18 protein-coding genes are annotated in these 18854 nt (G+C 71.3%); 1 reads left to right on the top strand and 17 read right to left on the bottom strand.

The window, feature by feature from the left end; genetic code table 11:
* Positions 1 to 2: 2 nt before the first annotated feature.
* The 6 genes from ACJ5H2_RS00570 to ACJ5H2_RS00545 form a co-directional block, all read right to left on the bottom strand.
* Complete coding sequence (locus tag ACJ5H2_RS00570; RefSeq protein WP_408897615.1) at positions 3 to 677, bottom strand: histidine phosphatase family protein; 675 nt, start codon at positions 675 to 677, stop codon at positions 3 to 5.
* A complete protein-coding gene (locus ACJ5H2_RS00565; RefSeq protein ID WP_408897614.1) occupies positions 677 to 1756 on the bottom strand; it encodes a phosphotransferase family protein in 1080 nt (359 codons plus the stop codon). The genes ACJ5H2_RS00570 and ACJ5H2_RS00565 overlap by 1 nt, the downstream gene beginning before the upstream one ends.
* Complete coding sequence (locus ACJ5H2_RS00560) at positions 1753 to 2526, bottom strand: SDR family NAD(P)-dependent oxidoreductase (RefSeq protein ID WP_408897613.1); 774 nt, start codon at positions 2524 to 2526, stop codon at positions 1753 to 1755. The genes ACJ5H2_RS00565 and ACJ5H2_RS00560 overlap by 4 nt, the downstream gene beginning before the upstream one ends.
* Positions 2523 to 3782, bottom strand: coding sequence for an ornithine--oxo-acid transaminase (gene rocD, locus ACJ5H2_RS00555; RefSeq protein ID WP_408897612.1), 1260 nt, complete (start codon positions 3780 to 3782; stop codon positions 2523 to 2525). Before rocD ends, ACJ5H2_RS00560 begins: the two co-directional genes overlap by 4 nt.
* A 198-nt stretch (positions 3783 to 3980) precedes the next feature.
* Entirely contained in the window at positions 3981 to 6182 is a 2202-nt protein-coding gene (locus ACJ5H2_RS00550) for a 3-hydroxyacyl-CoA dehydrogenase NAD-binding domain-containing protein (RefSeq protein WP_408897611.1), read from the bottom strand.
* A 56-nt stretch (positions 6183 to 6238) separates the two neighbouring features.
* Positions 6239 to 7450, bottom strand: coding sequence for an acetyl-CoA C-acetyltransferase (locus tag ACJ5H2_RS00545; protein ID WP_408897610.1), 1212 nt, complete (start codon positions 7448 to 7450; stop codon positions 6239 to 6241).
* Between the two features lie 124 nt (positions 7451 to 7574).
* On the opposite strand from ACJ5H2_RS00545, the gene ACJ5H2_RS00540 reads away from it, so the two are divergent.
* Positions 7575 to 8327, top strand: a complete 753-nt coding sequence (locus tag ACJ5H2_RS00540) for a MerR family transcriptional regulator (protein WP_408897609.1) — start codon at positions 7575 to 7577, stop codon at positions 8325 to 8327.
* A gap of 117 nt (positions 8328 to 8444) precedes the next feature.
* Here ACJ5H2_RS00540 and ACJ5H2_RS00535 read toward each other — a convergent pair whose 3' ends face one another.
* The 11 genes from ACJ5H2_RS00535 to ACJ5H2_RS00485 all read right to left on the bottom strand — a co-directional run bounded on the left by ACJ5H2_RS00535 (position 8445) and on the right by ACJ5H2_RS00485 (position 18846).
* A complete protein-coding gene (locus ACJ5H2_RS00535; RefSeq protein WP_408897608.1) occupies positions 8445 to 8864 on the bottom strand; it encodes a hypothetical protein in 420 nt (139 codons plus the stop codon).
* Positions 8861 to 9418: a type VII secretion system-associated protein gene (locus ACJ5H2_RS00530; protein ID WP_408897607.1), complete on the bottom strand. Its 558-nt coding sequence runs from the start codon at positions 9416 to 9418 to the stop codon at positions 8861 to 8863. Before ACJ5H2_RS00530 ends, ACJ5H2_RS00535 begins: the two co-directional genes overlap by 4 nt.
* A 30-nt stretch (positions 9419 to 9448) precedes the next feature.
* Positions 9449 to 10030 carry a hypothetical protein gene (locus ACJ5H2_RS00525; RefSeq protein WP_408897606.1) on the bottom strand — a complete coding sequence of 194 codons (582 nt, stop codon included), beginning with the start codon at positions 10028 to 10030 and terminating at the stop codon, positions 9449 to 9451.
* 11 nt (positions 10031 to 10041) lie between these two features.
* The gene (locus ACJ5H2_RS00520; RefSeq protein ID WP_408897605.1) at positions 10042 to 10737 is read right to left on the bottom strand and encodes a hypothetical protein; all 696 of its coding nucleotides are present in this window, start codon (positions 10735 to 10737) and stop codon (positions 10042 to 10044) included.
* 248 nt (positions 10738 to 10985) lie between these two features.
* Positions 10986 to 12452 (bottom strand): DEAD/DEAH box helicase, encoded by a 1467-nt coding sequence (locus ACJ5H2_RS00515; RefSeq protein ID WP_408897604.1) that lies wholly within the window; start codon positions 12450 to 12452, stop codon positions 10986 to 10988.
* A 270-nt stretch (positions 12453 to 12722) separates the two neighbouring features.
* Entirely contained in the window at positions 12723 to 13886 is a 1164-nt protein-coding gene (locus ACJ5H2_RS00510; RefSeq protein ID WP_408897603.1) for a CaiB/BaiF CoA transferase family protein, read from the bottom strand.
* 194 nt (positions 13887 to 14080) lie between these two features.
* On the bottom strand, positions 14081 to 15334 hold the full coding sequence (locus ACJ5H2_RS00505; protein ID WP_408897602.1) for a M15 family metallopeptidase: 1254 nt from the start codon (positions 15332 to 15334) through the stop codon (positions 14081 to 14083).
* A gap of 62 nt (positions 15335 to 15396) precedes the next feature.
* The gene (locus ACJ5H2_RS00500) at positions 15397 to 15960 is read right to left on the bottom strand and encodes a TetR family transcriptional regulator (protein ID WP_408897601.1); all 564 of its coding nucleotides are present in this window, start codon (positions 15958 to 15960) and stop codon (positions 15397 to 15399) included.
* Between the two features lie 82 nt (positions 15961 to 16042).
* The gene (locus ACJ5H2_RS00495; RefSeq protein ID WP_408897600.1) at positions 16043 to 16237 is read right to left on the bottom strand and encodes a ferredoxin; all 195 of its coding nucleotides are present in this window, start codon (positions 16235 to 16237) and stop codon (positions 16043 to 16045) included.
* A gap of 5 nt (positions 16238 to 16242) precedes the next feature.
* Positions 16243 to 17742: a fatty acid desaturase gene (locus ACJ5H2_RS00490; protein ID WP_408897599.1), complete on the bottom strand. Its 1500-nt coding sequence runs from the start codon at positions 17740 to 17742 to the stop codon at positions 16243 to 16245.
* Positions 17743 to 17862: 120 nt separating this feature from the next.
* A complete protein-coding gene (locus ACJ5H2_RS00485) occupies positions 17863 to 18846 on the bottom strand; it encodes a cytochrome P450 (protein WP_408897598.1) in 984 nt (327 codons plus the stop codon).
* Positions 18847 to 18854: the final 8 nt, after the last annotated feature.

Below are 18854 nucleotides of genomic sequence, written 5' to 3'. Positions count from 1 at the left end.
CCTCAGCGGTAGGTCACCAGCGGCCGCGGCAGGTGCGGATGCTCGTTGAAGGTCAGCAGCCGAGCCCCGGTCGCGCCGACGATGACCCGGGTGACGGAGCTGTTGGCGATGACCGTGTTGAACCGAGCCCAGACGGGCCCCACCACCGACGCCTCCGGTACGACGAGCAGCGCGGCGAGCGCGGCGATCACGCCGCCGGAGGTGACCACGAGGGTCGGCCCCGGCCGGGCGGCCGCCGCGTCGAGGGCGGCGCGCGCACGGCCGACGAAGGCGTCGTAGGGCTCGGGATAGCCGCCGTCGGGCCCGGCGTCGTACCAGTGTGCGGTGGAGATCTCGAACTGCTCCTGGAAGGCGCGCCGGTCGGTGGTGTGGTCGACCACCGCGCCCGTCGCCTCGGCGTAGCGGGCGAGGACGGCGAGGTGGTCGAACTCCGCCCAGTCCTCGTCGACCAGGGGTTCCGGCGAGCCGGGTCCCCACGCGGCGCCCTCCGCGATGGCCTCCCAGGTCTCCCGGTGGCGGCGCATGCCGCCGTGCACGACCGACGCCGGCTCCGGGCCCGCCGTGGCCAGCCAGCGGCCGAGCACCCGGCCCTGCTCCCACCCGGTCTCGGACAGCACGTCGTAGTCGTCGGACCCGAAGGACGCCTGGCCGTGGCGGACCAGCAGGAGGACGCCCATCAGGCCGGACCGCCCGTGCGCGCGAGGATCTGCCGGCAGCGCGCCTCGAGATAGCCGACGGCCGGCCCGAACGCGGCGTAGGCCTCGTTGGTGGTCTGGCCGTGGGCGTAGCGGTACCAGATCTGCTGGGCGATCACCGCCAGCCGGAAGAGTCCGAACACCTCGTAGAAGGTCCACTGTGCGGGGGTCAGGCGGAGACCGCTGCGCTCGCAGTAGGCGTCGACGACCTGCTGCCGAGTCCACATGCCCGGCACGGTCGTGGGCTGGCGCCGGAAGAGCAGGAAGAACTCGTCGTCGTCGGCCTGCACCCAGTAGGCGAGCGTGCAGCCGAGATCCATCAGCGGGTCGCCGACGGTGGCGAGCTCCCAGTCGAGGACCCCGACGATCCGGGTGGGGTCCTGGGCGTCGAGGACCATGTTGTCGAAGCGGTAGTCGTTGTGGATCATCCGCTGCCCGACGTCGGCGGGCTGGTGTGCGTCGAGCCAGCCGGTGATGTCGGACCAGTCGCCGGTGTCGTCCGTGCGCGCGTTGTCGAGGCGCGCGATCCACCCGCCGACCTGCCGCGCGACGTACCCGTCGCCCTTGTTGAGCGCCGCGAGCCCCGGCACGGCAGCGACGTCGACCGCGTGGAGGGCGACGAGGGTGTCGACGGCGGCGGCGCAGAGCGCGCTCGCCTGGGCCTCGCTGACGGGGAAGCCGAAGTCGCGCCGCGGGATCAGCCCGTCGAGGCGCTCCATCACGTACAGCTCGCTGCCGATCGGGCTGTCGTCGGCGGTGCAGTACGCCACCATGGCGGGCACCTGGCCGAAGACCGGCTTGAGCGCGTCCTGGATCCGGTACTCCCGGCCCATGTCGTGGGCTCCCTTCGCCTTCGTGCCGGCCGGAGGGCGCCGCAGGATCAGGTCGGGCCCCTCGGCCATGCGCAGCAGGTAGGTGAGGTTGGAGGCACCGCCGGGAAACTGCCGGACCTCCGCGATCGCGCCCCGGCCCAGCCACGCGGCGACGGCGGCGACGTCGAAGGCGTCCTCGTCACGGACCGGGCGCGACTCGTCGCGGGGGCCGCTCGTCGGGCCGCTCATTCCGCCACCGCGTCGAGCTTGCGGGCCTGCGCGCGCATCACGGCGTCGTACGCCGTCCGGTCGGCGAGCTTGAGCTGGTACGCCGCCCGCGCGGCGTCGTCAGGGACGATCAGCTCGACACCCTCGTCGATCGCGTCGAGCACCGCCGCGGCGATGTCGTCGGGGCCGAGCGGGGCGTCCTCCACCAACCGGCTCATCACCTGCTGCAGGGCGGCGTCGCGGCCCTCGACGCCAGCCATCAGGTTGGTGCGGAAGTACGACGGACACACCACGTGCGCGGTGACCCCGTGGGCGGCGAGCTCGTGGCCGGTGGTCTCGGTCAGCGCGACCACGGCCGCCTTGGTGGCGTTGTAGCCGGCCATCCCGGCCGGGTGCACGAGGCCGGCGAGCGAGGCGACGTTGACGATCCGTCCGCTGCCCTGGCGCTTGAAGACCGGCGTGAAGGTCGCCGTGCCGCGCACCGCGCCGAGCAGGTTGATGTCGACGAGCCGCTGCCACTCGTCGATCCCGGACACGTCGAGCCGCCCGCCGCCGGCGATGCCGGCGTTGTTGACGAGGACGTCGAGGGCCCCCCAGGTCTGGTCGACGTGCTCGCGCGCCGCGGTCCAGTCGGCGTCGCTGGTGATGTCGAGGGGCAGGATCCCGTCAGCCGGCGTTCGGTCGGTGCGGAGGACGTCGGCCCCGCGCGCCTCCCAGGCGTTCGCGAGCGCCGCACCCAGGCCGGAGGCGGCGCCGGTGATCAGGACACGCAGTGGCTGCTGGTCGGTCACCCGGCCGACAGTAGTGCCTCCTCCAGCACGCTCCCGAGGGCGCTCACGAGGAGGTCGATGTCGTCCTCGGTGCAGACGAGCGGCGGTGCGAAGCGCACTGTCGAGCCGTGGGTGTCCTTGGCGAGGATCCCGCGGCCCATCAGCGCCTCGCAGACCTGGCGCCCCGTCAGCAGGCGCGGGTCGATGTCGACGCCCGCCCACAGCCCGCGCACGCGCACCTCGACCAGCCCCTTGCCGACCAGCGCGCGCAGACCCGCGGCGAGACGCTCGCCGAGGACCCGCGCGCGCTCCTGGTGCTCGCCCGTCGCGAGCATCCGGACCACCTCGTGCCCGATCGCCGCGGCGAGCGGGTTGCCGCCGAACGTCGAGCCGTGGGTGCCCGGCCGGACGACGCCGAGCACCTCGCGGTCCGCGGCGATCGCCGAGACTGGCAGGATCCCGCCGCCGAGCGCCTTGCCGAGGACGTAGACGTCGGGCACCACGTCCTCGTGGTCGCAGGCGAAGGTGCGCCCGGTCCGGCCGAGTCCCGACTGGATCTCGTCGGCGATCATGAGCACTCCCCGCTCGGTGCACAGGGCACGCAGGTCCCGCAGGAAGCCGTCCGGCGGGAGGACGACGCCGCCCTCGCCCTGGATCGGCTCGAACAGCACTCCCACGGTGGTGTCGTCGATCGCCGCGGCGACGGCGCCCCCGTCGCCGTACGGGACGCCGACGAAGCCGGGAGTGAACGGTCCGTAGTCGTCGGTGGCGTCGGGGTCGTCGGAGAAGCCGACGATCGTCGTCGTGCGCCCGTGGAAGTTGCCGCGCATCGTGACGATGGTCGCCGCGCCCGGCGCGACGCCCTTGACCCGGTAGCCCCACTTGCGGCTGACCTTGATCGCCGTCTCCACGGCCTCGGCGCCGGAGTTCATCGGCAGCACCATGTCCTTGCCGGTGAGCTCGGCGAGCGCCTGCGCGAAGGGGCCGAGCTGGTCGTTGTAGAACGCGCGGCTGGTCAGCGTCAGCCGTTGCAGCTGCCCGGCCGCCCGGGCGAGCAGGCGCGGGTGGCCGTGCCCGAAGTTGAGCGCGGAGTAGCCGGCCAGGCAGTCCAGGTAGCGCCGCCCCTCGACGTCGCGCACCCACGCCCCCTCCCCCGACGCGAGGACCACCGGGAGCGGGTGGTAGTTGTGCGCGGCGTAGGTCTCGGTGAGCGCGATGTGGCGGCTCGTGGGCTCGGCGACGCCGGAGCCCGGGTCCGTCGAGGAGGTCGTCGTCATGGGTGCTCCCTTCCCGGTTCGCGGAGGTCGTGCCTCCAGCATGCGCCTGCAGCGGTCGGATCGGCGGCGCAGCGCGGGGAACGGGGCGAGGGGCTGAGCGAGTTTCACCGGCCGGCCGGTGAAACTCACGCCTGGACGAAGAAGCTTCTTCGTCCAGGCGTGAGTTTTCTCGTCCCAGTCAGGGACTTCTCCACAGGATCAGGCGGGGAAGCCCTTGCCCGACGCGGCGAGCTCGCGCAGCCACGGGGTGGCCTGGAAGCGCTCACCGTACTTCGCGGCCAGCTCGTCGGCACGGGCGAGGAAGGCGTTGAGGCCGATCTCGCCGGTCGCCTTGTTCTCGTAGCCGGTCATGAACTGGGCGGCACCGCCGGTGTTCGGCGGGAAGCCGATGCCCATGATCGAGCCGATGTTCGCGGCGGCCGCCGAGGTGATGACGCCCTCCTCGAAGGTCTTCGCGGTCTCGAGCGCCTCCGCGAAGAGCATCCGGTCGCGGATGTCCTCGATCGGGGGCTGCTCCTCGGCGACGGGGAAGAGATCGGCGAGCCCGGCCCAGATCGAGCCCCGCTTGCCGTCCTCGTAGTCGTAGAAGCCAGCACCGCGCAGGCGACCGGCGCGGCCGGCCTCCAGCATCTTCGCGACGACCGCGGTGCCGGGGTGCTCGGCGTACGGACGACCCGCGGCCTCCTCGCCCTCCTTGGTGGCCTTCGCGATCTTCGCCATCAGCTCGAGGTTGAGCTCGTCGGACAGCTGAAGCACCGGCGCGGGGTAGCCGGCGGAGGTGGTGGCCCGCTCGATGGAGTACGGCGCCACGCCCTCGGCGAGCATCGCCATGCCCTCGTTGACCATGTAGCCGATCACCCGCGAGGTGTAGAAGCCACGGCTGTCGTTGACCACGATCGGGGTCTTGCGGATCTGCAGGACCACGTCGTACGCCTTGGCGAGCGCCTCGTCGGAGGTCTCCTTGCCGGCGATGATCTCGACCAGCGGCATCTTGTCGACCGGCGAGAAGAAGTGCAGGCCGATGAAGCTCGGCCGCTTGGCGGCGTCCTCGATGCCCCCGGCCAGGTCGGTGATCGGCAGCGTCGAGGTGTTGGAGCACAGCAGCGCGTCGGGGTTGACGTGCGGCAGGATCTCCGCGAACACCTGGGCCTTGAGGGCGGGGTCCTCGAAGACGGCCTCGATGACGAGGTCGCAGCCCGCGAGGTCGGCCGGGTCCGCGGTCGGTGTGATCCGGTCGAGCAGCTCCTGGGACTTCTCCTCGGTGAGCTTGCCGCGCGAGATCGCCTTCTCGTTGATCTTCTGGCTGTACGCCTTGCCCTTCTCGGCGTTCTCGACCGCGACGTCCTTGAGGACGACCTGCATGCCGGCGCGCGCGCAGACGTAGGCGATGCCCGCGCCCATCATGCCGGCGCCCAGCACGCCGACCTTCTTCGCCTTGTAGGGCTCGATGCCCTGCGGCCGCAGGGAGCCGGAGTTGATCGCCTGCAGGTCGAAGAAGAACGCCTGGATCATGTTCTTCGAGCCCTGGTTGACGACCAGGTTGGCCAGGTAGCGCGACTCGATGCGCGAGGCGGTGTCGAAGTCCACCTGGGCGCCCTCGACGGCGGCGGACAGGATGGCCCGGGGGGCCGGGTAGTCCGCACCCTTGAGCTGCTTGCGGAGCAGGGCCGGGAAGGCCGGGAGGAAGCCGGCGAGCGCCGGCGACTTCGGCGTACCGCCGGGCATCTTGTAGCCGGGGGCGTCCCACGGCGACAGCGCCGCGTCGGGGTTGGCCTTGATCCACGCCTTCGCGGCGGGGACCAGCTCCTCCTGGGTGGCGACGAGCTCGTCGACGACGCCCTTCTTGAGCGCGGTCTCCGGGTTGAACTGGGTGCCCTGGAGCAGGACGTCCATGAGGGCGGTCTGCAGCCCCCACTTGCGGACGGCGCGCGTGACGCCGCCGCCACCGGGCAACAGTCCGAGGGTCGCCTCGGGCAGGCCGACCTTGATCTTCGGGTCGTTGACCAGGATCCGGTGCTGGGTGGCGAGGGTGATCTCGTAGCCACCACCGAGCGCGGCGCCGTTGATGGCGGCGACGACCGGCTTGGGGAACAGCTCGAGGCGGCGCAGCGCGGCCTTGATGCTCTCGCACTGGGCGAAGACCTCGCCGGCGTTCTCCTTGGTGGTCTGGACCATCAGCTTGAGGTCTCCGCCGGCGAAGAAGGTCTTCTTCGCGGAGGTGACGACCACGCCGGTGATGTCGTCCTGCTCGGCGTACAGCCGCTCCACCGCGGCGGCCATCGACTCGCGGTAGAGCTCGTTCATCGTGTTCGCGCTCTGGTTGGGGTCGTCGAGGGTGAGGGTGACGATGCCGTCGGCGTCGCGCTCGTAGCGCACGGCGGTCTGGGTGTCGGTGCTCAATGTGCTTCCTAGAGAGTGTCGAGGAGTGGTCGAGAGGTTCGAGGGGGGTACGGCGCTCAGACGCGCTCGACGATCGTGGCGATGCCCATGCCGCCGCCGACGCAGAGCGTGGCGAGGCCGCGGCGCAGGTCGCGGCGCTCGAGCTCGTCGATCAGGGTGCCGAGGATCATCGCGCCGGTCGCGCCGAGCGGGTGGCCCATCGCGATCGCGCCACCGTTGACGTTGGTGATGTCGTGGCTGATGCCCATGTCGCGCATGAACCGCATCGCGACGGCGGCGAACGCCTCGTTGATCTCGAACAGGTCGATGTCGCCGACCTCGAGGCCGGCCTTGGCCAGGGCCTTGCGGGCGGCCGGGGCGGGACCGGTCAGCATGATGATCGGGTCGGCGCCGGAGACCGCGGTCGCGATGATCCGGGCGCGCGGGGTGAGGCCGAGGTCCTTGCCGACCTGCTCGTTGCCGATCAGGGTCAGCGCGGAGCCGTCGACGATGCCGGAGGAGTTGCCGGCGTGGTGGACGTGGTTGATCTTCTCGAGCCAGTGGTACTTCTCGAGGGCGACGTCGTCGAAGCCGGCGTCCGCACCGAGCTGCGCGAACGACGGCTTGAGGCCGGCGAGGCCCTCCACCGAGGTGTCGGGGCGCACGGTCTCGTCGCGGTCCAGCAGGGTCAGGCCGTTGATGTCCTTGACGGGCACGATCGCGCCGTCGAAGTAGCCGTTGGCCTGCGCCTTGGCGGCGCGGTGGTGCGACTCGGCGGCGTACGCGTCGACGTCCTCGCGGTCCCAGCCCTCGATGGTGGCGATCAGGTCGGCGCCGATGCCCTGCGGCACGAAGCCCGCCTTGAACGCGGTGGCCGGGTCGGACGCCCAGGCGCCACCGTCGGAGCCCATCGGGACACGGCTCATGGACTCGACGCCGCCGGCGACGATCAGGTCCTCGAACCCGCCACGCACGCGGCCCGCGGCCTGGTTGACGGCCTCGAGGCCCGAGGCGCAGAAGCGGTTGAGCTGGACACCGGCCACGGTGTCGGGCAGGCCCGCCGCGATCGCCACGGTCTTGGCGATGTCGCCACCCTGGTCGCCGATCGGGGAGACGACGCCGAGGACGATGTCGTCGATGCGGTGCGGGTCCAGGCCGGGGTTGCGCTCCAGCACCGCCTCGACGAGACCGACGGCCAGGTCGACGGGCTTCACCTCGTGGAGGGAGCCGTTGGCCTTGCCCCGGCCGCGCGGCGTGCGGAGGTGGTCGTACACGAATGCTTCTGCCATGACCGTCCTTGTTTCTTCGGCGTTCTTCGACGTGTGGGTTGGCGGGTGGTCGGCGAGCCGGCGATCGAGGGGCGCGCCGCACCGGACAGATGTCCTTGGGGACGATTGTGACACTATTACTGTCATGGTCAAGAGCGAGAGCCCGACCGACGGTGTGACCCACGACGCATCGGGCGACGAGACGCAGGAGGAGCTGCTCACCCTCGAGGAGCTGACGGCGCGGGTCGGGCTGACCGTCCGCACCGTGCGCTTCTACACCTCGCGCGGCCTGGTGCCGCCGCCCATCCGCCGGGGGCGCTCCGGCTACTACTCCGCCGTGCACATCGCCCGGATCGAGCTCGTCCTGGAGCTGCAGAGCCACGGGTTCACCCTCTCCGCGATCGAGCGCTATGTCGCCGGCATCCCGGAGGACGCCAGCCCCGAGGACATCGCGCTGGCGCGCACCATGCTCGCGCCCTGGCAGTCGGACCTGCCGGTCGAGATGGACCGGGCGCAGCTGGAGAGGAAGGCCGGCCGCGCGCTGTCGGCCGAGGACATCGCGACCCTGCAGGCCCTCGGCGTGCTGCGGATCCGGGGCACGGCGTACCTCGTCGCCAGCAACCAGCTCTCCATCGGCGTCCGGCTGCTCGAGCTCGGCTTCCCGCGCGAGGTCGCGGTCGCCGCGGCGGCGGTCTACCAGGAGCACGGCGAGCAGATGGCCAAGGAGCTCTACGAGGTCATCAACGACAAGCTCGCCCCGCTGTACGACGACGCGGCGACCTCCGAGCACTTCCGGGAGATCATGGAGCGGCTCAAGCCGCTCTCGGTCGGCGGTCTGGTCACGGCGTACGAGGCCGCCGTGGCGCGCGCGGCACGCAACCCGCGCCGAGCCCGTTGAGGACGGCTGGCGCTCCTCCCGGCGAGCGGTGAGAACGGCGCCTGCGGCATCCGGTCACCCACGGACCCACAGCCAGAGGTCGCGAAGCGGCTTCGGAGGTCCCCACGCGGGGTCGAACTACGCGCTACCGGCCGCGTGGCGCCGGATCTCCTCGAACAGGCGCTCGACCTCGGCCCGCTGGTCGGCGAGCGTGCTGACCGTCGCCGGGTCCACCGGCGCGAAGGTGTCCACGAGCTCGCCGACCTGCTCCGCGGTCATCCGGTAGGCGCGCAGGCCGCCGCCCTGGTCGCGCGCCATCCCGCTCGGCCAGACGTTGGCCAGGGCGCCGGTGACCCCCAGGCGCCATCCGTGGGGCTCGAGCTCGGCGCGGACCTGACACAGCGCCTCGAAGGCGTCGTCCGCTCGCGACTCGACGGTGTCGAAGGCGGAGGACTCCACCGAGACCGCCCACCTCATCCCCTCGGCCCACCAGGAGACGGTGGCCTCGTGGGTGACCCCGTCGCGGAGGGCCTGGATCTTCTGGGGGCTCTCGATCATGCGGCGGCGATGTCGGCCGGGTCGATGACCGCGGAAACCTCGGAACCGGGGTTGAGCGCGATCCGTGCTCCCTCTGGCAGCGCCGCCGCCAACCGGTCACCCCTGATGGCGGTGTGCTCCGGATAGCCCGCGGCGACGGCCTTCTCGGGGTCGGTGAACGCGTAGGCGAGGCGACCACCGTCGGCCGCCGGCGCCAGGAAGATCCCACCCTCGGGTCGACTGAAGATGAAGACGTCGGCGCCGGCGAGCTCGCGCTCTAGCTGTTCGTCCGGTGCGTGCCCGGCCAGCACCAGCTGCAGTACGCGCTCCAGCTTCGTCGTCGGTGCGGCCCAGCCGCGCGCCTGCGGCGACGGGACGTAGCGCGGGTTGGGGGTGAACTCCTCGCTCAGCTCACCGTTCTCGTCCGAGCGCCAGGCACCCACGATGCCCTGCGGGGGCACCGTGCCCGCCTGGTCGAACTCGGGGTCGACCGCGTAGACCCAGGCGCCCGGGTTGGCGCGGGCCTCGGCCCGCAGCGCCTCCGTGATGGCCGGCGTGGTCGGTGGCGTCGTCATGCGAGTGCCTTCCCATCCATCTCGAGAGCGTCACTTGCCACTGTAGTTCGGGTTCGCTATCCACTCGCCCAGCGAGTTGTCCGGGAGGACGGGATGGGCACCGACGACGTTCTCGGCCGGGATCCCGCCCTGGAAGGTGATCTCACGTTCGGGGATCGCGGCGTTCGGCCCGTACGGGTTGTCCGGGATCGTGGCGTCGGCGTCGATGCCGCCTGGGGCGTCCACGGTGTAGCGGTACTTCGAGCCCCAGTTCTTGTACAGGTCCGGGTCCTTCGTCGTACTGACGAAGTTCGAGGGGGTGTTGAAGCGCACGAACGAGTCGTAGTCGTTGTTGTCGGCGTCCCGCACCTCGAAGCCGTCGGCAAAGATCTCGTCAGGCGGCCGGTTGTCCGAGCGGTACAGCAGCTCGCTGCTCGTGCGGTACACCGGATCGGTGTGGCGCCCGGTCAGGTCGGGCGCCGCAGAGGCGAGCTCGGCATCGGTGTTCTCCAGCTCGCTGCGGTCCCGGTCGGCCTTCCGGCCCTGGGCCCGCAGACGTCCCCCGACGCCGTCGCCCATGTCCTTGAAGCCCTTCTGGAAGGCCTCGAGCATGTCGTCCCACAGCTTCTTCACGGCACGTCTCCTCAGCCGCCGGTGACGTTCAGGCTGAGCAGGTCCGCGATCAGCTGCTCGGTGCGATCCTCGATGTCGACGGCGTTGGACTCCATCTCCGCCGACACCTGGTCGAGCGCCTGGAGGTCGGCCATGAACCGCCCCGGGTCGGCGCCGGTGGCTTCGACCAGCGGGGAGTCCAGCACGGCCATCGCGATCGCGGGCACCTGCTCGGCCAGGGGCTCGATGACCAGCGGCAGCACCTGGCTCATCGCCTCCTCCATCGCCATGTCCATGGCGATGTTGAGCAACGCCTTCTTGGCGAGGATCACGGCCACGGCGCCCGGTGCCGTGAAGGGGTTGGTCAGCATCGCCGCCACGGTGAAGGCGGTCGAGGTCACGTCGATGATCACCTTGGTCTTCAGCGCGGTGACCACGCCCGCGGCGATGTCGACGCCCGTGGCCGCGGGGTCGATGACGTCGACGAGCCGCTGCAGGTTCTGTGAGCGGTTCACGTTCCACGCGTTCACGTAGGCCAGGCCGGCCTCGCCCTGCAGGGAGGCGGCCAGCTCGCCGTTGATCTTGCGGTCGGTCCGCTGGATCACGTCCTCGAGGTCGCCGCCATAGGCGCGCAGGAGGTCGGCGCCGCGCCGCATCTCGTCCTCGTCGAGGTCCGGCCATTCGAACCCGAGCTTGTCCATGATCCAGATCAGACCGTCCGGCAACATGATGCCCACGGCATCCACCCCCCTCTCAGCGCAACCTGGATGACCCTATCCCGGCGCAGTCGGATCCAAACCGGCGTCGCGAGCCGGGTGGGTCGCCGGTGTCGCGGGTGGAGCGGATTCACCACGGGATGTTGCGCGACCGTCACTTCCCCAGTGGAGTTCCACACGGGAAGCTCGGATTCGCCTACATCCCGTGGTGAATCCGCCCCCGCGACACCTGCGACCAGTACCTCGCCGCCGCGATCGGGTCAGCGCGAGCGCGCGCTGAACGACGCCGCGCTGTGACCCGCGCCGGAGCCGCGACCGGCCCCGGAGCCGGCGCCGCGGGAGCGGGAGCGGCCGCCGCCCTGGGAACCGGACTTCGCCGCACCCGAACCGTTGCCCGACCCACCGGACCCGCCGCGGCGGCCCGAGCCCTGGCCGGCCTTCTTCGCCGAGCTGGGGGCACTCGCCTTCTTCGCGCCCGTACGACGACGGCCGCCGTTGCCGGCCCGGCCACCGTTGCCGCCCGAGGGCGCCGCCGGGGTGAGGTCGATGCCGCCGGGGCGGGTCCGCTCACCCGGGGCGAGGTCCTGCAGGACCGGATGGTCCGGGCCCTGGATCCGAGTGGTCGTCGGGGTGATGCCGGCGGCTCGGGTCAGCGCGCGCACGTCGCCGCGCTGGTCGCTGGTCATGAGGGTGATCACCGTGCCGGCGGCGCCGGCCCGCGCCGTACGGCCGGAGCGGTGCAGGTACGCCTTGTGCTCGGCCGGCGGGTCGGCGTGGACGACGAGGGAGACGTCGTCGACGTGGATGCCGCGCGCGGCGATGTCGGTCGCGACGAGCGTGGTCGCCGTACCGCTGTGGAAGGCGTCCATGTTGCGGGTGCGGGCGCCCTGGCTGAGGTTGCCGTGCAGGTCCACGGCCGGGACGCCGTTCTTGTTGAGCTGGCGCGCCAGCGCCTTGGCACCGTGCTTGGTGCGGGTGAACACGACCGTGCGACCCGGCGCGCTGACCAGGTCGAGCAGGACCGGCAGCCGCTGCTCGCGCTCGACGTGGAGCACGTGGTGGTCCATCTTCGCCACCGGCGACTGGGCCGAGTCGGCCTCGTGCACGGCCGGGTCGTCGAGGTAGCGCTTGACCAGCACGTTGATCGCGTTGTCGAGGGTCGCCGAGAACAGCATCCGCTGGCCGCTCTTCGGGGTCTGGTCGAGCAGGCGTCGTACGGCGGGCAGGAAGCCGAGGTCGGCCATGTGGTCGGCCTCGTCGAGCACGGTGACCTGGACGTCGGCCAGGCTGCAGTGCCGCTGACCGATCAGGTCCTCGAGACGGCCGGGGCACGCGATGAGGATGTCGACGCCGTCGCGCAGGGCGTTGACCTGCGGGCCCTGGCCGACGCCGCCGAAGACGGTGGCGGTGTTCAGGCCGGCCGCCTTGGCGAGGGGGGCGATGGTCGCGGCGATCTGCGAGGCGAGCTCGCGGGTCGGTGCCAGCACGAGGGCGCGGGGGCGCTTGGGCGCCCGTCGGCGCCCGTCGGCCGCGAGCCGCGCGACCAGCGGGATGCCGAAGGCGTAGGTCTTCCCGGACCCGGTGCGGCCGCGGCCCAGGACGTCGCGTCCGGCCAGCGAGTCCGGCAGGGTGGCGGCCTGGATCGGCGTGGGGACGGTGATCTGGTCGGCCGTCAGGACGGCGAGCAGGGAGGTGGGGACGCCGAGGTCGGCGAACGTGGAGGTCACGGTGTATCTCTCCGGGGACCGTTCGGCGCAGGGCGGCGCGGTCCCCTCAGGGTGGGCGTCTCGCCGTGCTGCCTGTCCGGTGACAGGCGGTGAAGCGGTGCCTCGGATGAGGGGCGCGGTCCTCGGGCGGGTGCCCTTCGGTGCGCCGGGATCCGGGGCAAGACTGGCCGGATCGGTGACACCAGCCTAGGGGGCGCGGGGTCGAAGCGCTCAATCCGCGCGGGCCCTCCGGTCCGGTCGGCCGCGCGCGCCGTCGTACCGCGGAGGCGGTCAGCCCTCCAGCTGCACCGCGGCGCCGCGCTCGATGAGCCCGTCGACGTCCTTCACGCCCCACGCCTCGAGCGCCTCGCGGGTGTGCGCACCGGCGCCGGGCGCGGGCGGGTGCGACAGGGTCGCCTTCGTCCGGGAGAAGCGGGGGGCCGGCTGCGGCTGCACGATCCCCTCGTGCTCGACGAAGATCTCGCGGCTCTTGATGTGCGGGTGGTTCTTGGCCTCGCTCATCCGCAGCACCGGCGCGACGCAGGCGTCGGTGCCGTCGAAGATCGCGCACCACTCCGCGCGGGTGCGCTGCTTGAAGGTCTGGGTGATGAGCGCGCGCAGCTCGTCGGTCCGCACGATGTCGAAGCGGTCGGGCGCGGTGTCCTTGATGCCGAGCAGCTCGACGAAGAGGTCGTAGAACTGCGGCTCGAGCGCCCCGACCGACATGTGCTCGCCGTCGGCGGTCTCGTAGATGTCGTAGTACGGCGCCCCTCCGTCGAGCAGGTTCGCGGCCCGCTCCTCCTTGAACCCACCCCCGGCGAGGAAGGCGGAGGTCATCGCGTTGAGGTTCGCGGTGCCGTCCACGATCGCCGCGTCGACCACCTGGCCCTGGCCCGAGGCCTTCGCCTCGAAGAGCGCGGCGAGGATCCCGATGACCAGGTAGGTCGAGCCGCCACCGAAGTCGCCGACCAGGTTGGTCGGGAACTGGGGCTTGTCCTTGACCTGGCCCAGGCCGTGCAGCGTGCCGGTGATGGCGATGTAGTTCATGTCGTGCCCGGCCGCCTGCGACCACGGTCCGTCCTGGCCCCAGCCGGTCATCCGGCCGTAGACCAGGCGCGGGTTGCGCGCGTGGCACTCCTCGGGGCCGAAGCCGAGCCGCTCCGCGACGCCCGGCCGCATGCCCTCGACGAGGACGTCGGCCTGCTCGACCAGGTCGAGGACGGTGGCGACCGCCTCGGGGTCCTTGAGGTTGAGCGCGACGCTGGGCCGGCCGCGGTTGAGCAGGTCGTGCGAACCGCCCGTGAGCATCTGGCCGCCCGGGCGCTCCACGCGGATCACGTCGGCGCCGAGGTCGGCCAGGATCATGCAGGCGTGCGGGCTCGGCCCGATGCCCGCGATCTCGACGACCTTCAGCCCCTTGAGCGGACCGCTTCCCTGACCCAGCGCGAACGTCATGGGCAGATCCTCGCACAACGATGACAGTGATGGTGTCACTGTGGGAGAGGAGTGGCCCGCGGACGATCACCGTGACGAGGCGAGGGTCGGAAGCGACGAGTCGACGGGTCGGAAGTGACGAGTCGCCGGGTCGGAAGTGACGAGTCGGCGGGTCAGAACCGACGACTCAACGGTGCGGCAGGGGCTCCGGGGGATCAGCCGGGGTTGACGATCCGGGCCAGCTCGAAGTGCATGGGGTCGGTCCAGGCCCAGTCGCCACCCCAGGCGAAGCCCCACAGCTTGAAGATCGCGACCACCTCGCGGTTCATCTGCCCGACGGTGCCACGCTGGTTGCCCGGCACGTTGAGGTCGAGCGCCAGCCCGAAGGAGTGGTTCGAGAGCTGGGTGGAGCCGGCGATGAAGCGCGGGTAGTAGCAGCCGGCGTACTCGCCGGGGTGGATCTCGTCGGCGAGTCCACGGCGCACGACCTCGCCGAGCGCGGCCTTGAGCTGCGGCATCATGAACCTGTTGCACGTGACCGATCCGAGGATCGGCACGACCTCGGTGACGATGTGCTCCTTCACCCAGGCCGGGTCCGGCGCGATCCGGCCGCCGCCGATCGGCGTGTAGCGGAAGACGCCGACGGCATCGCGGAAGGCGCCGACCGGGATGACGTTCTGGAAGGTGTCGAGGTCGAGCCCGCGCTGGGCCACGATGTCGAGGGCGCTGATGGAGTACGTCGACGCTCCCACGGCCTTCTCGATCTTCGCGCGGACCGCCTTCGGCGAGGTGATGCCGGTGTTGATCAGGACCGCGTTGTCCTCCGGCAGCCCGAGCTCCTTGCCCCACTCGGCGTTGACGACCGCGTCGACGCCGTCGACGCCCCCCGGCGACCAGGCGCCGACGTGGATCCGCTGCTCCTCGACCGCGAGATAGCCCTGGGCGTCGATCGGCAGGTCCTTCTGCAGCCGGTCCGCCACGGCGATCTCGCCGCCCGCCACCCGCTCCCACTGCGCCTGGAACGCGGCGGCGGTCGGCCCGGTGAAGCGGCGGTACTCCGCGGGGTCGACCGCGGCGATGTTGAAGACCTTGCTCTCGAGCGTGAACTGGCCGTAGGAGAGCTGGGTGTAGGCCGCGACCCCTGGCTTGCCTCGTACGGTGACGCCGGTGATCGTGGCGAGGTCGTCCTCGGAGATCGTGTCCTGCGAGACCAGCAGCAGGTCGTCGCCGTACTGCTTGCCGTCGAAGGCGCCGGGTGGGGCGACCGCGTGCTCGGGGTCGGCCACCGGCTCGGTCGCCGTGTCCGTGGTGCTGGCCGCGGCCTCGCTGGGATCGGGGCGAGGACCCTTCTCGCCGCCGGCGTCCGGCGTCCCGCAGGCGGTCACGACGAGGACGGCGGCCACGGCTGCGAGCCCGACCGTCGGTCGGGCCCGAAGGGCGCTCCCGAGGGCGCGTCGCACCAAGCCCATGGTCCCTTCCCTCCGCCGGTCCGCCCGGCAGTCCTCCCGAGGCGAGGGTAGTACGTGCGCCGTCAGCGCAGCACGCGTTCGGCGATCCAGGCGATGTCGTCGGAGGTGCGCGCGGGGTCGGCGGAGGGCTGCATGACGTGACTGAGGACCAGCCGGACGACCATGTCGATGCTCGCGGCGAGGCGGTCGTCGGGGAGGTCGATGTCGTACGCCGCGACCCGCTCGGCCACGACCAGCTTGGCGCCCTCCAGGAGGTACTCCGAGTGCGTCGTCAGCAGGGGCAGGAGCTCGGTGTCGGCACCGTGGGTCGCCGACACCACGGCGTGCAGCAGCGCGTTGTCCTGGGCGTACTTGAGGACGCGACGCGCGGAGTCGCGGATCGCGGCGACCAGGTCGTGGGGGTTCTCGTCGAAGGAGCGGCTCACTCCGGCGAGGAAGCGGTCGAGCTCGCGCAGCACCATCGCCTCGGCGAGGTCGTTCTTGGTGCCGATCTCGTTGTAGACGGTCTGCCGGCTGACGCCGACCTCCTCGGCCAGCCGGGCCATCGTCACCTTCGCCCACCCGGTGCTCGTGGTGAGCTCGACGGCCGCCTCGAGCAGGCGGTCGCGCAGGGTCAGGGTGGCCACCCCGGTGAGGGTAGCCACCCTGTCCACCAGCGCCCGCGACCGGTCGGCGAGGAGCGACATGGGCGGCGACATGGGAGGGGGCTCAGCCTTCGAGGGTGAGGGCGAGCACGGGGCACGCCTGCACGGCGGCGTACACGTGGGCGCGGTCGCTCTCCGGCGGCGCGTCGTCGAGGACGGTGACCTTGTCCTCGTCCTCGTCCACCTCGAAGTAGTCGTTGGCCATCGCCTCGCACATGCCGAGGCCCTCACACCTGTCCAGGTCAGCGACGATCCTCATCGCGGTCACGCTCCGATCTTCTCGGGGTCGAACGGGACGAAGTCGATCTTCTCGCGAACACCGCAGTCGGGGCAGAACCAGTCGTCCGGGATGTCGGCCCAGGCCGTGCCGGCCGCGAAGCCCTCGTGCTCGTCGCCGGCGGCGACCTCGTACACGTAGCCGCAGCCGGGGCACTTCGCCGCGAGCACCTCACCCTCGAACTTCTGGGCGAACAGGTCCTCGGTCTTGACGTTGTGCTGCTCCGGCGGCGGGAACTTGGCGAGGTACTTGGCCTCCAGGCCGGGCTTGATGTTGGCCAGCGTGACATCGCCGTCGAGGTGCTCCACCACGCGGTGGTCCATCACCTTGCGCCACAGGGGCGGGAACAGGGCGATCGTCAGCATGCCGGCGTACCCGGTCGGCAGGGCCGGGGACTCCTTGAAGTCCCGCAGCGTCTGGTACCGGCGGGTGGGGTTGGCGTGGTGGTCGCTGTGCCGCTGCAGGTGGTAGAGGAAGATGTTGGTGACGATGTTGTTGCTGTTCCAGCTGTGCATCGGCAGCACCCGCTCGTAGCGCTGCTTCTCGCCCACCTTCTGCCTCTTCATGCCGTAGTGCTCGAGGTAGTTGATGATCTCGAGCAGGGAGAAGCCGAAGACGATGGTGATGAGGGCGTACGGCGCGATGCCCCAGCCGTACATGGCGAACATGGCGCCGTAGAGCACGGCCGACATCAGCCAGGCGTTGAGCACGTCGTTGCCGAGGTGGAAGGGGTGCGTGCCCTTGCGGCGGTAGCGCTTGGCCTCGACCGCCCAGCCCGACTTCAGCGAGCCGCTGACCGTGCGCGGCCAGAACTCCCAGAAGGACTCGCCCAGGCGGCTGGACGCGGGGTCCTCCGGGGTGGCGACCCGGACGTGGTGACCGCGATTGTGCTCGATGTAGAAGTGGCCGTAGAAGGTCGGCGCGAGGGCGATCTTGGACAGCCAGCGCTCCACCTCCTCCTTCTTGTGGCCCAGCTCGTGCGCGGTGTTGATGGCGATGCCCTGGACGCCGGCGATGGAGACGGCGAGGAAGACCTTCTCGTACCAGGTCATGGAGACCTCACGCACCAGGTCGGCGCCGAGGTGCTCGCTCACCCAGCTCGTCGCGCCGACGAGGTCGGTGAACCACGCGATCGGGTTGGTGCCCGCGATGAGCGCGAAGCCCGCGAAGAGGATGAGGAACTGCAGCGGGATGTACAGGTACACCACCCAGCGGTAGTAGCGGTCGTTCTCGAGCGCCTCCATCACCTCGTCCGGCGGGTTCGACGGGTCCAGCCCGAAGGCCAGGTCGAGGAGCGGGATGATGAGGTTGACCAGCAACGGACCGGCCAGGAGCAGCCAGACCCAGTCGGTGTAGAGCCAGGTCACCACGGCGGTGATCCCGAGCCCCGGCACCATCAGGCCCAGCAGCCACAGGTAGCGCTTCTTGTCCTTCCACTGCTCCGTGGATCCCTCGGGAACGGTGGCGCCGACGGTCGGTCCGGTCATCTGCTTGCCCTCCTTGCGATCGACATCGCTGTCGCTTGACAAGACGGTATGACTTGTAAAGTGATTTGACAAGAGGCATGCAGTTGTAAAGTGCGCGTCGTCACACGGCGCGCGCGGGGATCACCGCTTCAGCGGCGTTTCCTGCACCGTCCGCACCGGCAGCCGCTCGAAGCCGCGCAGCACCCGGGTCCCCCGCCGCTCGGCTCGTCCGGCGACGTGCAGGTCGGGGAAGCGCTCGTAGAGCGTGCGCAGGGCGACGGCCGTCTCGAGGCGGGCGAGGCTGGCGCCGAGGCAGAAGTGGACGCCGGCCGAGAAGGCCAGGTGCTGGTCGGCGTTGCTCCGGGTCACGTCGAACGTCGCGGGGTCGTCGAAGACCGCCGGGTCCCGGTTGGCCCCGCCGAGGTGGAGCAGGATCCCGTGACCGGGCTCGAACCGGCGGCCCGCGACCTCCGTGGCGCGCAGGGCGATCCGGAGCGTGAGCTGGACCGGCGACTGGTGGCGCAGCACCTCGTCGACCGCGTTGGGCCAGCCGTCGGGGTTCTCCTGCAGCCAGCGCAGCTGGTCGGGATGCTGGTCGAGCATCGCGACCGCGTTGCCGATGAGGTTGACCGTGGTCTCGAAGCCGGCGGCGAGGACGAGCAGGCCGACCTGGTGCAGCTCGACCGGGTCGAGCCGGTCCTCCCCGTCGAGCAGCGTCAGCTGGCTGATCAGGTCGTCGCCGGGCTGGGCGCGCAGCCGCTCGACGTGGCCGCGGAACCACACGTGCATCTCCCGCAGCGCGGTCTCGGCGCGACGGAACTGGCGCCAGGACAGACCGGGGTCCAGGGTGACCGCGGCCTCGTTGCCGAGGGCCAGCAGCCGCCCGCGGTCCTGCTCCGGTACGCCGAGCAGGTCGGCGATCACCGTGACCGGGAGCTGCGCGGCGTACCGCTCGATGAGGTCGAAGCCCTCGACGCCCACCAGCTCGTCGAGGAGCTCGCCCGCGACCGCCTGGACCCGGTCCCCCATGCGGCCGACCTTGCGCGCCGTGAACGCGCGCGCGACCTGCTTGCGGTAGCGGGTGTGCAGCGGCGGGTCCACGGCCAGCATCGACGGGGGGTCCACGGGACCGA

The sequence above is a fragment of the Nocardioides pymetrozini genome (genome assembly GCF_046058985.1).
Taxonomy (GTDB): Bacteria; Actinomycetota; Actinomycetes; order Propionibacteriales; family Nocardioidaceae; genus Nocardioides.
The sequence above is the reverse complement of the archived record's forward strand: the minus strand, read 5'-3'. Positions and strand labels throughout refer to the sequence as shown.

What these genes read in the sequence shown, in the direction of transcription:
- ACJ5H2_RS00495 (WP_408897600.1), bottom strand. Translation starts at nt 16,237, where the DNA reads ATGAGGATCGTCGCTGACCTGGACAGGTGTGAGGGCCTCGGCATGTGC.
- ACJ5H2_RS00505 (WP_408897602.1), bottom strand. Translation starts at nt 15,334, where the DNA reads ATGGGCTTGGTGCGACGCGCCCTCGGGAGCGCCCTTCGGGCCCGACCG.
- ACJ5H2_RS00540 (WP_408897609.1), top strand. Translation starts at nt 7,575, where the DNA reads ATGGTCAAGAGCGAGAGCCCGACCGACGGTGTGACCCACGACGCATCG.
- ACJ5H2_RS00530 (WP_408897607.1), bottom strand. Translation starts at nt 9,418, where the DNA reads ATGACGACGCCACCGACCACGCCGGCCATCACGGAGGCGCTGCGGGCC.
- rocD (WP_408897612.1), bottom strand. Translation starts at nt 3,782, where the DNA reads ATGACGACGACCTCCTCGACGGACCCGGGCTCCGGCGTCGCCGAGCCC.
- ACJ5H2_RS00545 (WP_408897610.1), bottom strand. Translation starts at nt 7,450, where the DNA reads ATGGCAGAAGCATTCGTGTACGACCACCTCCGCACGCCGCGCGGCCGG.
- ACJ5H2_RS00565 (WP_408897614.1), bottom strand. Translation starts at nt 1,756, where the DNA reads ATGAGCGGCCCGACGAGCGGCCCCCGCGACGAGTCGCGCCCGGTCCGT.
- ACJ5H2_RS00510 (WP_408897603.1), bottom strand. Translation starts at nt 13,886, where the DNA reads ATGACGTTCGCGCTGGGTCAGGGAAGCGGTCCGCTCAAGGGGCTGAAG.
- ACJ5H2_RS00535 (WP_408897608.1), bottom strand. Translation starts at nt 8,864, where the DNA reads ATGATCGAGAGCCCCCAGAAGATCCAGGCCCTCCGCGACGGGGTCACC.
- ACJ5H2_RS00570 (WP_408897615.1), bottom strand. Translation starts at nt 677, where the DNA reads ATGGGCGTCCTCCTGCTGGTCCGCCACGGCCAGGCGTCCTTCGGGTCC.
- ACJ5H2_RS00490 (WP_408897599.1), bottom strand. Translation starts at nt 17,742, where the DNA reads ATGACCGGACCGACCGTCGGCGCCACCGTTCCCGAGGGATCCACGGAG.
- ACJ5H2_RS00520 (WP_408897605.1), bottom strand. Translation starts at nt 10,737, where the DNA reads ATGTTGCCGGACGGTCTGATCTGGATCATGGACAAGCTCGGGTTCGAA.